The sequence below is a fragment of the Bacteroides ihuae genome, from assembly GCF_900104585.1.
GTDB classification, from domain to species: domain Bacteria; phylum Bacteroidota; class Bacteroidia; order Bacteroidales; family Bacteroidaceae; genus Bacteroides; species Bacteroides ihuae.
Genome location: NZ_FNVX01000004.1, coordinates 665,792 through 684,424, shown reverse-complemented (window position 1 = coordinate 684,424; position 18,633 = coordinate 665,792). Strand labels below are relative to the sequence as shown.

At 42.8% G+C, this 18,633-nt stretch carries 15 protein-coding genes and 2 tRNA genes; 6 read left to right on the top strand and 11 right to left on the bottom strand.

From position 1 onward, the window contains the following. Positions 1-16: 16 nt before the first annotated feature. The 3 genes from BQ5338_RS03615 to BQ5338_RS03605 all read right to left on the bottom strand — a co-directional run bounded on the left by BQ5338_RS03615 (position 17) and on the right by BQ5338_RS03605 (position 4,036). Positions 17-460, bottom strand: a complete 444-nt coding sequence (locus BQ5338_RS03615) for a septal ring lytic transglycosylase RlpA family protein (protein WP_139265167.1) — start codon at positions 458-460, stop codon at positions 17-19. Continuing rightward, a complete protein-coding gene (gene gdhA, locus BQ5338_RS03610; RefSeq protein WP_071145432.1) occupies positions 457-1,794 on the bottom strand; it encodes an NADP-specific glutamate dehydrogenase in 1,338 nt (445 codons plus the stop codon). Before gdhA ends, BQ5338_RS03615 begins: the two co-directional genes overlap by 4 nt. A gap of 127 nt (positions 1,795-1,921) precedes the next feature. Further along, positions 1,922-4,036: a prolyl oligopeptidase family serine peptidase gene (locus BQ5338_RS03605; protein WP_071145431.1), complete on the bottom strand. Its 2,115-nt coding sequence runs from the start codon at positions 4,034-4,036 to the stop codon at positions 1,922-1,924. A gap of 230 nt (positions 4,037-4,266) precedes the next feature. Here BQ5338_RS03605 and BQ5338_RS03600 point away from each other — a divergent pair, with 230 nt between their 5' ends. Continuing rightward, complete coding sequence (locus BQ5338_RS03600) at positions 4,267-7,227, top strand: PEP/pyruvate-binding domain-containing protein (protein ID WP_071145430.1); 2,961 nt, start codon at positions 4,267-4,269, stop codon at positions 7,225-7,227. A gap of 84 nt (positions 7,228-7,311) precedes the next feature. On the opposite strand, the gene BQ5338_RS03595 is transcribed toward BQ5338_RS03600, so the two are convergent. From BQ5338_RS03595 to BQ5338_RS03585, 4 genes are all read right to left on the bottom strand, one after another. Continuing rightward, a complete protein-coding gene (locus BQ5338_RS03595) occupies positions 7,312-8,646 on the bottom strand; it encodes an NADP-specific glutamate dehydrogenase (RefSeq protein WP_071145429.1) in 1,335 nt (444 codons plus the stop codon). A 146-nt stretch (positions 8,647-8,792) separates the two neighbouring features. After that, entirely contained in the window at positions 8,793-8,969 is a 177-nt protein-coding gene (locus BQ5338_RS16940) for a hypothetical protein (RefSeq protein ID WP_139265166.1), read from the bottom strand. Beyond that, positions 8,966-11,254, bottom strand: a complete 2,289-nt coding sequence (locus BQ5338_RS03590) for an NADP-dependent malic enzyme (protein ID WP_071145860.1) — start codon at positions 11,252-11,254, stop codon at positions 8,966-8,968. Before BQ5338_RS03590 ends, BQ5338_RS16940 begins: the two co-directional genes overlap by 4 nt. A gap of 184 nt (positions 11,255-11,438) precedes the next feature. Next, the gene (locus BQ5338_RS03585) at positions 11,439-12,719 is read right to left on the bottom strand and encodes an O-acetylhomoserine aminocarboxypropyltransferase/cysteine synthase family protein (protein ID WP_071145428.1); all 1,281 of its coding nucleotides are present in this window, start codon (positions 12,717-12,719) and stop codon (positions 11,439-11,441) included. A 463-nt stretch (positions 12,720-13,182) separates the two neighbouring features. Here BQ5338_RS03585 and truA point away from each other — a divergent pair, with 463 nt between their 5' ends. The 3 genes from truA to BQ5338_RS03570 are packed head-to-tail and all read left to right on the top strand — an operon-like array spanning position 13,183 to position 15,525. Further along, entirely contained in the window at positions 13,183-13,938 is a 756-nt protein-coding gene (gene truA, locus BQ5338_RS03580) for a tRNA pseudouridine(38-40) synthase TruA (protein WP_071145427.1), read from the top strand. Positions 13,939-13,971: 33 nt separating this feature from the next. Then, positions 13,972-14,871, top strand: coding sequence for a DMT family transporter (locus BQ5338_RS03575; protein ID WP_071145426.1), 900 nt, complete (start codon positions 13,972-13,974; stop codon positions 14,869-14,871). Between the two features lie 9 nt (positions 14,872-14,880). Then, on the top strand, positions 14,881-15,525 hold the full coding sequence (locus tag BQ5338_RS03570) for a DUF3256 family protein (protein WP_071145425.1): 645 nt from the start codon (positions 14,881-14,883) through the stop codon (positions 15,523-15,525). A gap of 43 nt (positions 15,526-15,568) precedes the next feature. Here BQ5338_RS03570 and BQ5338_RS03565 read toward each other — a convergent pair. The 4 genes from BQ5338_RS03565 to BQ5338_RS03550 form a co-directional block, all read right to left on the bottom strand. After that, positions 15,569-15,641 (bottom strand) — tRNA-Gly (locus BQ5338_RS03565). 9 nt (positions 15,642-15,650) lie between these two features. Beyond that, positions 15,651-15,733 (bottom strand) — tRNA-Tyr (locus tag BQ5338_RS03560). A 30-nt stretch (positions 15,734-15,763) separates the two neighbouring features. Beyond that, positions 15,764-16,258 (bottom strand): 6,7-dimethyl-8-ribityllumazine synthase, encoded by a 495-nt coding sequence (gene ribH, locus BQ5338_RS03555; protein ID WP_071145424.1) that lies wholly within the window; start codon positions 16,256-16,258, stop codon positions 15,764-15,766. Positions 16,259-16,375: 117 nt separating this feature from the next. Further along, complete coding sequence (locus BQ5338_RS03550; RefSeq protein WP_071145423.1) at positions 16,376-17,059, bottom strand: tetratricopeptide repeat protein; 684 nt, start codon at positions 17,057-17,059, stop codon at positions 16,376-16,378. Positions 17,060-17,218: 159 nt separating this feature from the next. Between BQ5338_RS03550 and recF the strand changes: the two genes are divergently transcribed. Both recF and BQ5338_RS03540 read left to right on the top strand, forming a co-directional pair. Continuing rightward, positions 17,219-18,340: a DNA replication/repair protein RecF gene (gene recF / locus BQ5338_RS03545; RefSeq protein ID WP_071145422.1), complete on the top strand. Its 1,122-nt coding sequence runs from the start codon at positions 17,219-17,221 to the stop codon at positions 18,338-18,340. Continuing rightward, positions 18,327-18,617: a DciA family protein gene (locus tag BQ5338_RS03540; protein ID WP_071145421.1), complete on the top strand. Its 291-nt coding sequence runs from the start codon at positions 18,327-18,329 to the stop codon at positions 18,615-18,617. The genes recF and BQ5338_RS03540 overlap by 14 nt, the downstream gene beginning before the upstream one ends. Positions 18,618-18,633 lie beyond the last annotated feature (16 nt).

Sequence of the window (18,633 nt, the reverse complement as noted above, 5' to 3'; positions counted from 1 at the left end):
TTCTCTCGGTTTATTATTAATGAAAAGGTAAAGGATAGTTTGTTTGAGTGGCGAGAACTTGTAGAACAGAACAGAATTTAAGGTCGCATAAGGCTCTGTAGGGGACGCGTATGGGCGAAAAGGCTGAAATTTCCACCTTGGCAATACCATGGCGAATAATGTCTAATTCTTTGGCTGCGCGATAAGATAAATCAATCATTAAGCGTCTGCTGAAAGGTCCACGATCGGTGACTTTCACTACAACTTCTTTGCCATTGCGAGGGTTTTTTACTGTTAGTAGCGTGCCTAAAGGGTAGGTTTTATGTGCACACGTCATGCTGTCTTTGTGGTATGTTCCTCCATCAGATGTGTGCGAGCCTTGAAATTTGTTATGATAGTAAGTAGCATTACCTACGTCCTGTGCATGGATGTAGGTAACGCATACTGAAAAAAGGAGTGTTACTATCGCTTTTCTTATCATATAATTCCCTGTCCCATCATAGCGTGGGCTACTTTCATGAAACCTGCAATGTTGGCACCCTTCACATAATTGATGTATCCATCGGGTTCGGTACCATACTTTACACATTGTGCATGAATGTTGTACATAATTGTATGTAGCTTTTCATCTACTTCGGCGGCACTCCAGCTGAGGTGCATTGCATTCTGCGACATCTCCAATCCGGAAGTAGCGACTCCACCTGCATTGACTGCTTTACCGGGGGCATACATTACTTTATGCTCAATAAATGCGTCAATTGCTTCGGGAGTACAACCCATATTTGAAATCTCTCCGACGCAAATAACGTTATTTTTTATGAGATTTACAGCGTCTTCGCCATTTAATTCGTTCTGAGTGGCACAAGGAAGGGCTATATCGGTCTTTACTTCCCATGGATGTTTGTCGGCTACGAAGGTTGCGCCGAGGAATTCTTCTGCGTATGGAGCCACAATATCATTACCCGATGCCCGTAGTTCAAGCATATATTCAATCTTTTCTCCACTGATGCCATTCGGATCGTAGATGTATCCGTCGGGGCCGGAGATGGTAATCACTTTCGCACCTAGTTCGGTGGCTTTAACAGCGGCACCCCAAGCTACATTTCCGAATCCGGAGATGGCAATTGTCTTACCTTTTAGTTCCAGACCTTTGGCTTGAAGCATTTGGTTTACAAAATACAAACCACCAAAGCCGGTTGCCTCAGGGCGAATCAAAGAGCCACCAAACTCCAGACCTTTGCCTGTGAACGTTCCGGTGAATTCGCGTGTTAACTTTTTATACATGCCGAACATATAGCCCACTTCACGTCCACCAACACCGATGTCGCCTGCAGGTACATCCATATCAGGACCAAGATGTCTCCAAAGTTCGAGCATGAAAGCTTGGCAGAAACGCATGATCTCAGCGTCGCTCTTCCCACGTGGTGAGAAGTCCGATCCTCCTTTGCCACCACCCATGGGTAAGGTGGTCAATGCATTCTTAAAAGTTTGTTCGAATCCTAAGAACTTTAAGATAGAAAGGTTGACTGACGCATGGAATCTGATTCCTCCTTTGTACGGGCCGATCGCATTATTAAATTGAACGCGATATCCAAGGTTCGTCTGTACATCTCCTCTGTCGTCCACCCATGTAATGCGGAATGTAAAGATACGATCCGGTTCTACTAATCGTTCTACGATTTTAGCTTTTTCAAATTCAGGGTGCTGGTTATAGATATCTTCGATAGAGATAAGTACCTCCTTCACGGCTTGAAGATATTCAGATTCGCCGGGATGTTTGGCCTCCAGAGAGGACATGATTCGTTCGATATTCATAATAGTGTATCTTTAAAAGGTCGGTTATAATAAAAGGATATTTATTTATGCCACAAATATAGATATTCTTTTATTAAAACCTTGTTTTATAAGTTAAATATTGCTTTTTATGTGATAAAATGATAGTTTAGAACTTGGGATTCATTTTGAGATTGTACATGATAAAGCCATAAATGGATGCTTGCTCTTCCAGAACTTTAGTCATCGGTTTGCCGGCTCCGTGTCCGGCTTTGCTATCAATGCGAATTAAAGTGGCATTGGTACCGTCATTGCATTCTTGCAGAGTAGCGGCAAATTTGAAAGAATGGGCCGGTACTACACGGTCATCATGATCGGCTGTCGTTACAAGCGTTGCGGGGTATTTGGTGCCTTTCTTTAAGTTGTGAAGCGGAGAGTATCCTTTGAGGTAGTCAAACATCTCTTTGCTATCTTCACTTGTTCCATAGTCGCTCGCCCAGTTCCACCCAATGGTAAATTTGTGATACCTCAACATATCCATCACTCCCACTTGCGGAATAGCTACTTGAAAGAGTTCGGGACGTTGGGTCATACAAGCACCTACCAGCAGTCCACCGTTTGACCCTCCCACAATTGCTATCTTTTTGCTATTCGTATACTTCTGATCAATCAGGTATTCGGCAGCAGCAATGAAATCATTGAATACATTTTGCTTTTGCATTTTCGTTCCGGCTATGTGCCATGCTTCACCATATTCACTTCCACCACGCAAGTTAACTTGCACATAGATTCCTCCATTTTCGAGGAAAGGTATTCGAGCGGTAGAGAAAGCAGGATACAAGCTTATGTTGAAGCCGCCGTAACCATATAAGAATACAGGATTCTTGCCATCTCTTTTCAATCCTTTTTTATAAGTAAGGAACATTGGCACTTTGACGCCATCTTTGCTGGGGAAGAAAATTTGTTCGGTTACAAAATCGCTTGAGTTGAACTTCACATTTGGTGCCCGGAAGAGCTTATAGGTGTTTTGATCCACATCATATCTATAGGTAGCACCGGGAATGGTGAATGAAGTGAAGTTGAAAAAGCATTCCTTGTCGTCTTTATCTCCACTGAATCCCACTGATCCCAGCGAAGGAAGTTTAATTTCTTGCAACTCTTTCCCGTTTAAATCGAATACATACGCATGGTTGGATGCGTCTTTATCATACGTTAAGAAGAGTTTGCCACCGATAACTTGTGCACCTGATAATACCTGTTCGGCTTCCGGTACAAGATCTTTCCAGCTTTTCAGTTCCGGATTGTTGATGTCGGCTACCATAATCTTGTTCTTCGGTGCACCATAATTAGTATAGAGATAGATGTTGTCACCGATAACCTCTATAGGAGAATACTCAAAGTTAAAGTCAGATGCCATCTGTACAATGGGTGCATTCTCTTTGGTCAGGTTCTTCATGAAAAGAGCATTACCTCTTCCTTCACCCGATTCATTGATAAATAGTACTTTTTCATCTTCACTCACATCGCTCGTGTAAAATCTCTTGGGGTAGGCTTTGTTCTCATATACTAACTCGTCTTTCTCTTGTGATTCGCCCAGTTTATGATAATATATTTTGTGAAATTCATTCACGTTGGAGAACTCTTTTCCTTTTACCGGTGCATCATACGCACTGTAATAGAATCCATCTCCTTTCCATGAAGCTCCCGTAAATTTAGCCCAAGTAATATGATCGTCGAGCAGATTGCCTGTAACAGCATCCATTACGAAGATTTCTCTCCAATCCGATCCACTGCGAGAAACAGTGTAAGCAGCATATTTACCATCATGAGAGAACGACAGGCTGGTCAAGGCTACTGTTCCATCGGTAGATAGTTGATTGGGGTCAAGAAATACGCGAGCTTCTCCTTTTAAAGAATCTTGCACATACAGCACACTTTGGTTTTGTAATCCGTTATTTTTGTAGAAGTAATACTTCCCGTGCTTCTTAAAAGGTGCACCAATCTTTTCGTAGTTGGCCAGTTCGGTCAGTCGTTTGAGCAATCCTTTACGGAAAGGTATTTGTTCGAGGTAGCTGTTTGTTATCTTATTTTCAGCTTTTACCCATGCAGCGGTTGCAGCAGACGTATCGTTTTCGAGCCAGCGATAGGGGTCTGCGACTTTCGTACCGAAGTATGTATCCACGGTGTCTACTTTGGGGGTGCTAGGGTAAGTTAGCACTTTTTGCTGTGCGCATGATATTGCTGTCGCCATAATTCCAATTAGTAATAAAGTTGCTTTTTTCATTCTTTGCTATATTTATTTATTTTCGTTTCTGTAGAATAAATAGAAGAACAATATTCGGTATAATTTATAATATATGCAACTATTATGCAGATGAATTGACTCTTGCCTCTTTAAAAGAGCTGCCGGGGGGGTAGCGGTAGAGGATATAGGAATATAATAATAAGAATTAATTGCCTATCCCGATAAAAAAAACGATTTTTGCGTATACAACCAAGTTATTAATATCGAATATGCTCAGCAAACTAAAATTAAACCAACTTTACTTTAAAGATACGCAGTTTGTTAATCTGATGACACGTCGTATCTTCAATGTGCTTCTTATAGCCAATCCTTATGATGTGTTCATGTTGGAAGATGATGGACGCATTGATGAGAAAATATTCAATGAATACACCTCACTTTCATTGCGCTACCCACCTCGCTTTTCGCAAGTTTCGACTGAAGAGGAGGCGCTGATCATACTGGCAAGCATACCGTTTGATTTGGTTATCTGTATGCCCGGAACGGGTGACGATGATGGTTTTGGCATCGGACGTCACATCAAAGCCTGTTACTCACAAATTCCGATTGTCATTCTTACTCCTTTCAGTCATGGCATCACAAAGCGGATAGCCAATGAAGATCTTAGCGCATTCGACTATGTGTTTTGTTGGTTGGGAAATACCGATTTACTGCTATCCATCATCAAGTTGATAGAAGATAAAATGAATCTGGAACATGATGTGGCCGAAGTAGGTGTACAGCTCATTTTGTTGGTCGAAGATGGTATTCGATTCTATTCGTCCGTACTTCCGAATCTATATAAGTTTGTGTTGAAGCAGAGTCAGGAATTCTCTACCGAAGCGTTGAATGCTCATCAGCGTACGCTGCGTATGCGCGGGCGACCTAAAATAGTCTTGGCCCGAACGTATGAGGAGGCTACAGATATATTTTATCGATATAAGAATAATGTGCTTGGGGTAATTACCGATGTGCGTTTTCCGCATAATGGACAGAAAGATGCATTGGCGGGTATTAAACTCTGTGCGGAGATACGCAGAGAGGATCCGTTCGTGCCACTTATTATCCAGTCTTCTGAAGCAGACAATGCTGCCTATGCCTCTAGGTATGGTGCTTGTTTTATTGATAAGAATTCGAAGAAGACGGATGTGGACTTGCGGCAAATCGTCTCCGATCATTTTGGCTTTGGCGATTTCATCTTTCGTAATCCGGATACACTGGAGAAGATAGCACGTGTGCAGAATTTGAAAGAACTTCAGAACATCATCTTTGCTGTTCCGACTGAATCTTTTTTGTATCATATCAGTCGCAATCATATTTCTCGCTGGCTCTATTCACGGGCTATGTTTCCGGTTGCAGAGTTCCTCAAACCGATCACCTGGAATAGTCTGCAGGATGTAGATGCTCATCGGAAGATTATTTTTGAAGCGATTGTGAAGTATCGCAAGATGAAGAATCAGGGAGTGGTGGCGATCTTTAAACGCGACCGTTTTGACCGATATTCTAACTTTGCTCGTATTGGCGATGGCTCATTAGGAGGCAAGGGGCGTGGACTGGCTTTTATTGATAACATGGTGAAGCATCATCCGGAGTTTGAAGAGTTTGAAAATGCGTATGTCGTTATTCCTAAAACGGTAGTGCTTTGTACGGACGTGTTCGATGAGTTTATGGAGACAAACAATTTGTACCAGCTTGCTTTGTCTGACTTAGATGATGCTACGATTCTTAAATATTTCCTTAGGGCCAAACTTCCCGATCGCTTAGTGGAGGATTTCTTTACTTTCATTGATGTGGTGAAGTCGCCCATTGCCATTCGTTCGTCTAGCTTATTGGAAGATTCTCATTATCAGCCTTTTGCTGGTATTTATAATACCTATATGATTCCTTATCTGGACGATAAATATGAGATGCTTCGTATGCTGTCGGATGCAATTAAGGGGGTGTATGCATCTGTTTATTTCAGTGATAGTAAGGCGTATATGCAAGCTACATCCAATGTGATTGATCAAGAGAAGATGGCTGTTATTCTGCAAGAAGTGGTGGGCAATCAGTATGGCGACAAGTATTATCCTTCCATGTCGGGGGTAGCTCGTTCGCTCAATTATTATCCCATTGGAGAGGAAAAGGCGGAAGAGGGAACAGTGAATCTGGCTCTCGGTTTAGGTAAGTACATTGTAGATGGCGGACTCACGTTACGTTTTTCTCCTTATCATCCTCATCAGGTGTTGCAAACCAGTGAGATGGAGATAGCGCTGAGAGAGACGCAAACTCGTTTCTATGCTTTGGATCTAAAAAATGTGGGACAAGAGTTTTCGATTGATGATGGCTTTAATCTACTGAAGTGTTCGGTGAAAGAAGCTGAAAAGGATGGTGCGTTGCGCTATATTGCTTCTACGTACGATCCTCAGGATCAGGTGATCCGTGATGGTCTTTATCCGGGTGGGCGGAAGGTGATTACCTTTGCTAACATTTTGCAACATGATGTCTTCCCATTGGCTCGCATCTTACAACTTGTGTTGCAATATGGGCAACAAGAAATGCGGCGGCCGATAGAAATAGAATTTGCTGCAACGATGGATTATGAGGGGCGCACGGGAACCTTTTATTTGTTGCAGATCCGTCCGATTGTTGATGCAAAAGAGGTACTTGATGAGGATTTAGCTAAGATTGCTGATGAACAGGTGATTCTTCGTTCGGACAATTCTTTGGGGAATGGTGTGATGAGTGATATTCATGACGTTATTTATGTGAAAACGGATAACTATAGTGCATCCAACAACCAGAGCATTGCCTATGAAATAGAGAAACTGAATAAACAGTTTTTGGACGAGGGAAAGAACTATGTGCTTATTGGCCCGGGACGATGGGGGAGTAGTGATACTTGGTTGGGCATACCGGTGAAGTGGCCGCATATCTCGGCTGCGAGAGTGATTGTTGAGGCCGGACTAACGAACTATCGGGTTGATCCGAGTCAGGGTACTCACTTCTTTCAGAACCTAACGTCCTTTGGTGTGGGCTATTTTACCATTAATGCTTTCATGAATGAGGGGGTCTATGATCAGACTTTCCTTAATGCTCAACCTGCTGTGAGCGAAACTAACTACTTGCGGCATGTCAGATTCAGTAATCCGATGGTGATAAAGATGGATGGCAGAACGAAGAAAGGCGTGGTGTTTAAACCCAAAGAATAATAAAAGGAGACCGACCAACTTCTGTTGAGAAGCTGGTCGGTCTAACTATGGACTTATATCGGTTTGCTGATTATAAGACTCTATTTATAAAATGCCTTGCGCCATCATTGCCTTGGCTACTTTCATGAATCCGGCTACGTTGGCACCCTTCACATAATTTACATAGCCATCTGCTTCTGTTCCGTATTGCACGCAAGCTTCGTGGATGCTTACCATGATGCTTTTCAATTTCTCATCTACTTCCTCTGCACTCCAACTTAGTTTGATGGAATTTTGAGTCATTTCTAGACCTGAGACTGATACCCCACCGGCATTAGCGGCCTTTCCGGGTGCATACAATATCTTGGCGTCTTGAAACACTTTAATGGCTTCGGGTGTAGAAGGCATGTTGGCTCCTTCACTCACTGCCATACAGCCATTGGCTATCAATTGGCGGGCGTGATCACCATTCAGCTCATTTTGTGTAGCCGATGGGAGAGCGATATCGCCTTTTTCTCCCCAAGGTTTGGCTCCTTCTACGTATTTACAACCATACGTTTCCGCATATTCACGGATACGTCCGCGGTTCAAGTTCTTTAGCTCCATGATGTAGTTTAGCTTTTCGCTGTCGATACCATCCGGATCATAGATATATCCATCCGAATCGGACATCGTAACTACTTTGCCACCAAGTTCCAGCACTTTCTCGGCTGTGTATTGGGCCACATTACCTGAGCCTGACACCAAGCAGATTTTGCCTTTGAGATCGGTACCTTTGGCTTTCAACATCTCCATCAAGAAGTAGATATTTCCATATCCGGTTGCTTCGGGACGAATAAGTGAACCACCAAACTCACGTCCTTTGCCGGTAAATGTTCCGGTAAACTCGCGAGTGAGCTTTTTGTACATTCCAAACATGAAGCCGATTTCGCGACCTCCTACGCCTATGTCGCCTGCCGGAACATCTGTTTCCGGTCCGATATGACGCCACAGTTCCAGCATGAACGACTGAACGAAGCGCATCACTTCAGCTGTTGATTTTCCACGTGGTGAAAAGTCCGAACCTCCTTTGCCACCCCCCATAGGAAGAGTAGTCAGTGAGTTTTTGAATGTTTGTTCAAACGCCAAAAACTTCAAGATGGAAAGGTTCACTGAACTGTGGAAACGGATGCCACCTTTGTATGGGCCAATAGCATTGTTATGTTGTACCCGGTACCCCATATTGGTTTGCACGTTGCCTTTATCGTCTACCCACGTTATTCTGAATTGATACACTCTGTCCGGTATGCATAGACGCTCGATGAGGTTGGCTTTGTCAAATTCCGGATGTTTATTGTACTCTTCTTCAATGGTAGTAAGCACTTCTTCTACCGCCTGATGATACTCCGCTTCGTTTGGGAAACGGTGTTTCAAGGCATCTAACACTTTAGCTGCATTCATTAATTTTGTCTTTTGTTGGTTGTTGTAAGTTTAAAGCGGTTGCAAAAGTAACGATAAAAAAGAGAAAATTCAAATAAATCATAAATAGAATGCCTTATAAAATATCAATTCGTCTGTTTATTGCTGAAAAAACGAATATAAAGTTACTATTTATTCTTTCTCAAAGATTTATATACCGGTATGAATACGAATGCAGCTGAAACAGCTAGTGTTACAATTACCGGGCCATCAATACGTTCAGAATAGACTAGCACGATGTAGCAAAGCGCCATCCATAGGAGGATGACGCATATTATTTGTGATTTGGAGAGAGGTTTTTTCATTCTTTACGGGCTTTTTTCTTATCAACAATGGCATCAATCACGGCAACGGCTGTGATGTTCACGATGTCGCGCACGGAGCTTTCTATGTCGGTAAAATGAATAGGTTTATTTAATCCCATCTGAATCGGGCCGATCAATTCTCTTTGGGTCATGGCCTGGATTAGCTTGTAACCGGAGTTTGCTGAATTCAAATTAGGGAAAATCAGCGTGTTTACATCTTTTCCTTTCAGGCGGGTAAAGGGGTATTTTGCATCTCGCAGTTCGCGGTCCATTGCAAAGTTCACTTGCATTTCACCATCAATAGCCAGTTCCGGATAGTTTTCGTGCATATAGGATGTTGCTTCATGAACTCTAGCTGGGCTTCCTGTTTCGTCAGAGCCAAAGTTGGAGTATGACAGCATAGCCATTACCGGAGTGTGATTGAAGAATCGAACGGTTTCAGCAGCCAATTTAGCCACATCGGTAAGAGTTTCTGTATCCGGATGCCTGTTAATCAGTGTATCTGCTAAGAAATAAGTACCCTTCTTAGAGTTCACAATATGCATTGTTCCGAAATGGTTGTATCCGGAACGAATGCCGATTACTTCTTTGGCTGCCTTTATTGTACTGGTATATTTTGTGTATAACCCGGTAATGAAAGCATCTGCATCACCTGTCTCAACCATCATCATACCAAAGTAGTTGCGTTCAAACATCTTGTCGTTGGCCTCTTCGTAAGTCTCTCCTTCTCTTGAGCGTTTTTTCGCTAGGATGTGTGCGTAGCGTTCGCGGCGTTCAGTCTCGCAATCATGGCGGAGGTTGACTATTTCGACACCTTCCAGATTAAGATCGAGCTCTTGCGCTAGTTTGTGAATACGCTCGTCATTACCCAGTAGAATAGGATGGCAAATACCTTCAGCCTTAGCTTCTACTGCTGCTTTGAGCATGTTGGGATGTCCACCCTCAGCAAAAACGACACGTTGTGGGTCTTGGCGTGCCAGCTCATAAAGTTGGCGGGTTAGTTTCGATTCGTATCCCATTAGTTCAAGTAAGCGGAGTTTGTACGCACCCCAATCTTCGATGTGCTTGCGAGCTACGCCCGATTCCATGGCAGCTTTGGCAACAGCCATTGAAACTTCAGTTATCAGTCGTGGGTCTACCGGTTTCGGAATAAAATATTCCGGTCCGAAGGTAAGGCTGCTCACATGATACACCTCGTTAACGACGTCCGGCACCGGTTGTTTGGCTAAGTTGGCGATGGCATAAACAGCGGCGATCTTCATCTCTTCGTTGATGGTGCTGGCTTGTGTATCCAATGCTCCACGGAAGATGTAGGGGAATCCGATTACATTATTTATTTGATTAGGATAATCGGAACGGCCTGTTGACATCAATACGTCCGGACGGCAAGCCATTGCATCTTCGTAGGCAATTTCGGGCACAGGATTGGCTAAGGCAAATACAATAGGAGTAGAGGCCATACTCTTCACCATATCGGTGGTCAGTACATTGCCCTTTGAGAGTCCCAGAAACACATCTGCTCCTTTGATTGCTTCTTCCAGTGTGCGAATATCTGTCCGCTCCGTAGCAAAATAACGTTTTTGCTCGTTCAGGTCGGTACGTGCTTTGCCAATTACTCCTTTGCTATCGAGCATGACAATGTTCTCTAGGCGGGCACCCAGTGAAACATACAGTTTGGTACACGATACGGCTGATGCACCGGCACCGTTTACCACAATTTTTACTTCTTCTATCTTTTTTCCTGCTACCTGCAAGGCATTGATTAACCCCGCACTTGAGATGATGGCTGTTCCATGCTGGTCATCGTGCATCACCGGAATGTCCAGTTCTTCTTTCAGGCGGCGTTCTATTTCAAAGCACTCAGGCGCTTTTATATCTTCGAGGTTAATACCTCCAAAAGTGGGGGCAATAGCTTTTACGGCGGCGATAAATTTTTCAGGATCTTTTTCATCCACTTCAATATCAAACACATCAATGCCGGCATAGATTTTAAAGAGTAATCCTTTTCCTTCCATTACGGGTTTCCCACTGAGTGCGCCAATGTCGCCCAGTCCTAACACAGCTGTTCCGTTGGAGATAACTGCTACCAGATTTCCTTTAGCTGTATATTTATACGCATCTTGCGGATTCTTTTCTATCTCGAGACAAGGCTCGGCTACTCCCGGTGAGTAGGCTAGAGAAAGATCTGTTTGTGTACTATACGGTTTTGTCGGTACTACTTCTATTTTCCCCGGTTTGCCTTGAGAGTGATAAAGCAAGGCTGCTTCTTTCGTAATTTTAGCCATAAGATTCTTTATTATTGCTTTAATTATTGTTATCCGCAAATGTAGCCATAATTGTGATGATTCGCTTGTTATTGAGAATCTTTTGCGTTGATTTAACACGAAATAAATAGGCAAATGATATAAAGAGAAAGCTTTAGCAGCGGACTTCTATCGCTTTCTCTTTTTCTATCTGAAAGCGGACTTTTTACTTGCTTAGAGCTTGCTCTATATCGTCAATGATATCGTCTGCATTTTCTATTCCTACGGATAAACGGATCAGATCAGGGCGAACACCGGCTTCGAGCAATTGCTCGTCGGAAAGTTGGCGATGAGTGTGACTGGCAGGATGAAGCACACTGGTACGGGCATCTGCTACGTGTGTAACAATGGCTGCCAGTTGCAGTGAATCCATAAATTTAGTGGCTAAGTTACGCTCTCCTTTCAATCCGAAGGATATCACTCCGCAAGAGCCATTGGGCATATACTTTTGCGCCAGTTCGTAGTTATTATTATCGGGTAGGCCGCAGTAGTTTACCCATGCTACTTTGTCATTTGCCTGAAGGTACTCCGCTACTTTTTGCGCATTCTTGCAATGTTGGGGCATGCGCAGGTGTAGCGTTTCCAGTCCGATGTTGAGTAAAAACGCATTTTGCGGGCTTTGGATACTCCCTAAATCGCGCATCAACTGCGAGGTTGCTTTGGTGATGTACGCCATCTTCCCGAAAGCCTTGGTGTAAGTCAGTCCGTGATAAGATTCATCGGGCGTGCATAGTCCGGGGAACTTATCGGCATTTGCTTCCCAATCGAAGTTTCCGCTATCGACAATGCAACCACCTACTGAAGTGGCGTGCCCATCCATATATTTCGTGGTAGAATGTACGATGATGTCTGCTCCCCATTCAAACGGGCGACAGTTGATTGGAGTTGGGAAAGTATTATCAACAATCAACGGCACCCCATGCTTATGGGCTATGCGGGCAAACTTTTCAATATCGAGCACATCTAGTGAAGGATTAGAGATTGTTTCTCCAAAAAGAGCCTTGGTGTTGGGTTGGAAAGCCGATGATATTTCTTCCTCTGTTGCCTTAGGGCTGATAAAGGTGACATTGATGCCCAACTTCTTCATGGTGACCGCAAACAGGTTGAATGTTCCTCCGTAAATGGCTGATGAACAGACAAAATGATCGCCTGCCTGGCAAATATTGAATATAGCATAAAAGTTGGCTGCTTGTCCGCTTGAGGTAAGCATGCCTCCAACGCCTCCTTCAAGAGCGGTGATCTTTTTTGCCACTGCATCGTTTGTCGGATTCTGTAACCGGGTGTAGAAATAACCACTCTCTTCTAAGTCGAACAGGCGAGCCATTTGTTCGCTTGTCTCATATTTAAAGGTTGTACTTTGGTAAATGGGCAGCACACGAGGCTCCCCTTTTTTTGGTTCCCAACCTGCTTGTACGCATAAGGTTTCGGGTTTAAATTGCTTTGCCATGTTCTTATTATATATAAAAAGGTAATACGTCGGTTAATTGGAAGACAAATGTACCTGATTTTTTTCTTAAATTCATAGAATGTGGTGGGCAAAAGTCTTAGAATGTTGCTACGTTGGATCTGTACATAGGTAAGAAAGGTTTTATCTATAGCCTGTTTGTTGCGTATGCTGTTTGTTAGTTACAGTTAAGCAAATAAGACGGGTTGGCTAATGAACTATTATACTAAAGATAGGTGGTCACACAGCTGTATGACGATGGTCACACAATTGCGGTCCCATGGTCACGCAGCTATGGGACGATAGTCACGCAGTTGTGTGACCACCTAAGTTTCCTGTTCAAAAGGTTTAGTAATCGTATGCTAATTGCTTATTAATGCGGTAGAATGAGATTAGGCCACGGATACCGTGGATGAATAGCTCGAAAAGTTGTACCTTTGTGCTTTGAAACCAAGAAATAAAAACAGTGCAACGATATTTTATCTATTTAGCTTACGACGGAACAAACTATCACGGTTGGCAAATTCAACCAAATGGCATTAGTGTACAAGAGTGTCTGGAAAAGGCATTGTCTGTTTCTCTCCGGAAAGAGATGAGAGTGATCGGTGCCGGACGAACGGATGCTGGTGTGCATGCTTCACTCATGATAGCCCATTTCGAATTTGACGATGAATCACTGGATCTCGATTTCCTGACTGAGAGGTTGAATCGCATACTTCCTCCGGATATATCGGTTTTTCATGTAAAGAAGGTCCGATCGGATGTGCATGCGCGGTTTGCAGCCAGATCGCGTACTTATAAGTATTACGTAACGACGGCAAAATATGCATTCAATCGGCAATATCACTGGAGACTGTATGGTGAACTCGATTTTGAGAAGATGAATGAAGCTGCCGCTACGTTGTTTCGCTATGCCGACTTTACGAGCTTTAGCAAGGTGCACACGGATGTGAAAACGAATCTTTGTGAGATGATGCAAGCCGAATGGACGCAGCAGGATGAGACGACATGGGTGTTTACGATCCGTGCGGACCGTTTTTTGCGAAACATGGTGCGTGCTATTGTGGGAACACTGGTTGAGGTGGGACGTGGAAAGATAGACGTGGCAGGGTTTCAAAAGATCATAGAGCAGCAAGATCGCGGCAAAGCGGGGACTTCTGCTCCGGGCAATGCGCTGTTTCTTGTTGACGTGGAATATCCCGAAGATATCTTTGTGGAGTAATTGATGTGTATTATCTAAAATTAGAATAAAGAGATGTGGTTATTATTTGCTTTTCTTTCAGCGGCATTATTAGGTTTCTATGATGTATTCAAGAAACATTCGCTGAAAGGAAATGCCGTTTTGCCGGTGTTGTTTTTAAATACGTTGTTTTCCAGCCTGATATTTTTGCCCTTCATCTTGTTGTCTACTTTCGTGCCCAATATACTTGCCGGTACGATGTTTGACGTGCCGTTAGTGGGATGGGAAGTACATAAGTTCATCATTATCAAATCTTTCATCGTTCTTTCGTCGTGGATCTTTGGCTATTTCGGTATGAAGCATCTGCCGTTGACGATTGTTGGACCTATTAATGCCACTCGTCCGGTGATGGTGTTGATGGGGGCTATGCTGCTGTTTGGTGAACGGTTAAATCTGTACCAATGGATAGGGGTAATGCTTGCTGTGGCTTCGTTCTTCTTGTTGAGCCGTTCGGGTAAAAAGGAGGGGATTGATTTTGCTCATAACAAATGGATCTTCTTCATTGTGCTGGCTGCCATAACGGGCGCTGTTAGCGGATTATACGATAAGTTCCTGATGAAACAGTTTAACCCCATGGTTGTTCAGTCTTGGTATAACGTGTATCAGGTATTCATCATGTGCCCTATCTTGTTGTTGCTCTGGTGGCCTAAGCGAAAACAAAACACTCCTTTCAGGTGGGACTGGGCCATCTTGTTAATTTCCATATTTCTTTCGGCAGCCGACTTTGTGTACTTCTACGCTCTTAGCTTTGATGATTCGATGATTTCCATTGTGTCGATGGTGCGTCGTGGAAGTGTAGTGGTGTCTTTTCTTTTCGGAGCAATGCTCTTCCGTGAAAAGAATTTAAAAAGCAAGGCTATCGATCTTGTTCTGATATTAATAGGAATGTTATTCCTATATTTGGGTTCAAAATAACTACAAAATATGAAAAAAAATCTATTGCTGTTTTTTCTTTTACTATCAGGTGTTGCTGCGCATGCGCAAGAGGCTAAAACATTGTTCGTCAACATGCCCGATTCTCTTACTCCACTGCTCACGGCTGTGAACCGTGCTGATTGCATAGACTTTCTGGATAGTAAGATGAAGGCTCAGGTGAAGAATAAGTTCGGTGGAACGTCTGAGATGACTGATCTGACGCCCGACTACATTCGTTTACGAATGAGTGCACAAAGTGAATGGCAGATGAAGTTGCTCGCTATAAGTGATACGACGAAAATAATTTGTGCAGTTTCTACTGCTTGTGCTCCTGCTTGTGATAGTAAGGTGCGCTTCTTTACCACTAGCTGGAAGGAACTTCCCGCATCCGACTTCCTGGTAACTCCGTCAGCGGATGATTTCTTTGTATCACCGACAGATACCATGCAGGTGGAGGGTTATAACCGTGCTCGTTCGCAAGCCGATATATTGCTGCTAAAGGCTGACTTATCTAAAGTGGATGCGACGTTGGCTTTTTCTTTTGCAACAATGGATTATATAGGAAAGGCAGATGGAGATAAACTAAAACCTTACTTGCAATCGCCACTAGTGTATGTGTGGCAGAAGGATAAGAAACAGTTTGTAAGGAAGTAAAAGACATAAAAAAAGAGAATCTGGTAATCAGATTCTCTGCTAGAGCGAAAGACGGGGCTCAAACCCGCGACCCTCAGCTTGGAAGGCTAATGCTCTATCAACTGAGCTACTTTCGCGATTAGATGTGGGCAAAGATGGATTCGAACCACCGAAGTCGAAAGACAGCAGATTTACAGTCTGCCCCATTTGGCCACTCTGGTATTTGCCCTTTGTTTTCTAATGCGGTGCAAAGATACAACTATTTATTTAAGCTCCAAGCAAAGTCGATCATTTTTATTGCAGTAATAGCACATTCATCGCCTTTGTTACCGAGCTTTCCGCCACTTCTATCTTCGGCTTGCTCCATAGTGTTCGTGGTAATCAACCCGTAAACGACTGGTATATCGCCACTTGCGTTTAATTGAGCTACTCCCTGAGTTACTCCCATGCATACATAATCAAAATGTGGTGTATCTCCTTTGATAACACATCCAAGAACGATGATTGCATCGAGATCACCATATTCCATCATCTGGTTGGCTCCAAATACTAACTCGAAACTGCCGGGTACAGTTTTTACAAGAATGTTTTTGGGATCTGCACCATGTTTTTTTAATGTGCTCACTGCGCCATCAAGTAATGCGCCGGTAATCTTGTCGTTCCATTCGGATACAACAATACCAAACTTCATTGTATCTGCTTCGGGTACTGACTTTAAATCGTACTCTGAAAGATTGTGATAAGCTGTTGCCATAACTTTATTATTTTGATTTTTGATAAACTAAAAAAAAATAGCGCAAATTTTCGTAGATTCATTATCTGCGGAAATCTGCGCTATTCTGAGTATATTGTATATCTCTAGATCTGCATCTTATTTTTTCAGGAGCTTGGCACGTTCGATGTATTTATCGATGTCCATTGCCTGATAAGATTGGAAATATTTGTCTTTAATCTTAGTATATGCTGTTACTGCATCTTCATACTTTCCTTGTTTTTCCAGAATCTCTCCGGCTTGCATCAGGAAGATAGGACTCAAAGTGCTATTGTCAGCAACATCTGCAGCTTTCAGTAAAGTAGAAGAGGCTTTGTCTAGTTGGCCAAGCTCTGCATAGCAGTTACCTGTAGCACCAAGTATTGCAGGAGAGATCATTTGGTCGTCTCCATTAAATCCTTCTAAAGCTTTTACTGCTTCGTCATATTTGCCTAGGTTCTTATAACATATTCCGGCATACGCTTTGGCTAAGTTGGCTGTTTTAGTACCACTAAACTGATTGGCAATCTTATTAAAACCGATGTAACCGATGCTGTCACCGTTAAGTGCTACTTCGTAAGCATCTTGCTCAAAGTATTGCTGTCCTTTGAAAATAGCGATTTGTGCTTTTTCTTCACGAGGCTCCAAATAAAGGTGCTTGTACATAAGGAAGCCGCATACTACGATAATAACACCAGCTATAAAGCCGATAATTGCTGTTTTGTGTTTGAGGATGAATTCTTCTGAATTGCTTAATGCCTCATCTACATTCATTGGAGCGTGGTGGTTTTTTTGATCTGCCATTTTATTTTAATACTTTTTGTTGTTCTTCTATGCAAATATTTCGGTCAGCAAAAGTAGTTTTTTTATATATATAAAGGAAATTTAGAAGCATCTTTTTTTCTTTGCTCGCATAAAACCTCAAAATTCTTTCTACTTTTGTAACCAAACATCAAAAGCATCATGATATTAAAGCGGATTTCGATACTCAATTATAAGAATCTGGAGCAGGTAGAGCTTAACTTTTCGGCTAAGTTAAACTGCTTCTTCGGGCAAAACGGGATGGGCAAAACGAATTTGCTTGATGCCGTGTATTTTCTCTCGTTTTGCAAAAGCGCAGGGAACCCGATTGATTCGCAGAATATCCGTCATAGTCAGGATTTTTTTGTGATTCAAGGATCTTATGAATCGCTCGATGGAACGCCTGAGGAGATCTATTGTGGAATGAAGCGCAAGTTGAAAAAGCAATTTAAACGAAACAAGAAAGAATATACACGTCTGTCTGATCACATCGGTTTTATCCCTTTGGTAATGGTTTCGCCGGCCGACTCTGAATTGATTGCGGGTGGCAGCGAAGAGCGTCGTCGCTTTATGGATGTGGTGATCTCGCAATATGATAAGGAGTATCTGGAGGCATTGATTCGTTACAATAAGGCTATGGCGCAGCGAAATTCTCTATTGAAGAGCGAACAGCCGGTGGAAGAAGAACTCTTTCTGGTATGGGAAGAGGCTATGGCACATGCCGGTGAGGTGGTGTTTCGGAAGCGTGAAGAGTTTATTCGCGAGTTTATTCCTATTTTTCAAACGTTTTATTCGTTTATATCGCAAGATAAAGAGGAGGTTGGTTTGTCTTACGAATCACATGCGAGGGATGCTTCTTTGTTGGAGACAATTAAAGAAAGTCGTATGCGTGATCGGATAATGGGATATTCATTGAGAGGTATCCATAAAGATGAATTGAACATGCTATTGGGCGATTTTCCGATAAAGCGTGAAGGCTCGCAAGGACAGAATAAGACGTATTTAGTGGCCTTGAAGCTGGCTCAGTTCGACTTTCTAAAAAGAACCGGAACGACTGTTCCATTGCTATTGTTGGATGATATTTTTGATAAGTTGGATGCGTCTCGCGTAGAGCAGATTGTGACATTGGTTGCAGGTGATAACTTCGGACAAATTTTTATAACTGATACGAACAGAGAACACTTGGATAGAATACTTTCTAATGTGGGGAGTGATTATAAAATGTTTCGGGTGGAGCAAGGAGAAATTAATGAGATGAAGGAGGGTGGCAATGAAACGGAATGACGCCGAGCAAATAGGCAAATTGATTCAACAATTCTTACGGCAAGAGAGTTTGGAAGCGCCTTTGAATGAGCAACGGTTGATTGCTGCGTGGAAAGATGTATTGGGCCCTACTATCCATTCGTATACTAAGGAACTATTTATTAAAAATCAGGTTTTATATGTGCATCTCACTTCTTCTGTACTTCGGCAAGAGCTGATGATGGGTAGGGAGATGTTGGTGCGTAATCTCAATCACCAAGTGGGAGCGACTGTAATCACTAATATTATCTTCCGATAAAGACTGTTGCGTACTT